The sequence below is a fragment of the Micromonospora echinofusca genome, assembly GCF_017614955.1.
Lineage (GTDB): Bacteria > Actinomycetota > Actinomycetes > Mycobacteriales > Micromonosporaceae > Micromonospora > Micromonospora echinofusca_A.
The window spans coordinates 1-574 of record NZ_WVUH01000725.1 but is presented as its reverse complement, the minus strand read 5'-3'; the positions used below and the strand labels follow the sequence as shown (position 1 = coordinate 574).

Here is a 574-nt window from a genome sequence, read left to right as displayed (position 1 = left end):
AAACTCCTGAAATCCCTCACCAGGCCGACCGCAGCCAGCAGCGCCTCGACACGAAACAGCTACAGGGCCTGCACCACCAAATCCGGCGTACATGCCCCCGGCGAGCAGTGTCTCGGCACGGAGAACCTCGCCGTCGAGGCGCACCAGCCTCACCTCGAACAAGGAATCCCGCGCTCCATGGTCATGCCCAGAATCCCCGAACCCGTCCGAAGCACAGCGGCCATGGCCCTCGGCATGGCTCTGATCACCGCCTGTCAGCCCAGCCCACCAACCGACCGGATGCCCATGCCTCACGTCTCCCCAACACCACAGCAGCCCTCGGCAACGTCGTCCGCCGTGACCGGGCCTGGCCTCACGCCGCAGCAGCGCCTGACCACCTTGGCCGCGACCATCGCCGCCGCCCCGGGCGACGCCAACACCGGCCTGCCCTACACCTACCTGCACGTCCAGGCCTGGACCCGGGCCACGGACACGATCACCCGCACCGACGTACGACGGTGGCGCCACGAACAGAATGACTCCGGCTACGAGATCACCCGCCGGCTACCCGACCTGCCTGGTACCACCCACCGCC

At 68.3% G+C, this 574-nt stretch carries 1 pseudogene; it reads left to right on the top strand.

Features of this window, described 5'->3' with window-relative positions:
- Nucleotides 1-336: 336 nt before the first annotated feature.
- Nucleotides 337-574, top strand: a pseudogene (locus GSF22_RS34095) (hypothetical protein); the annotation flags it as partial.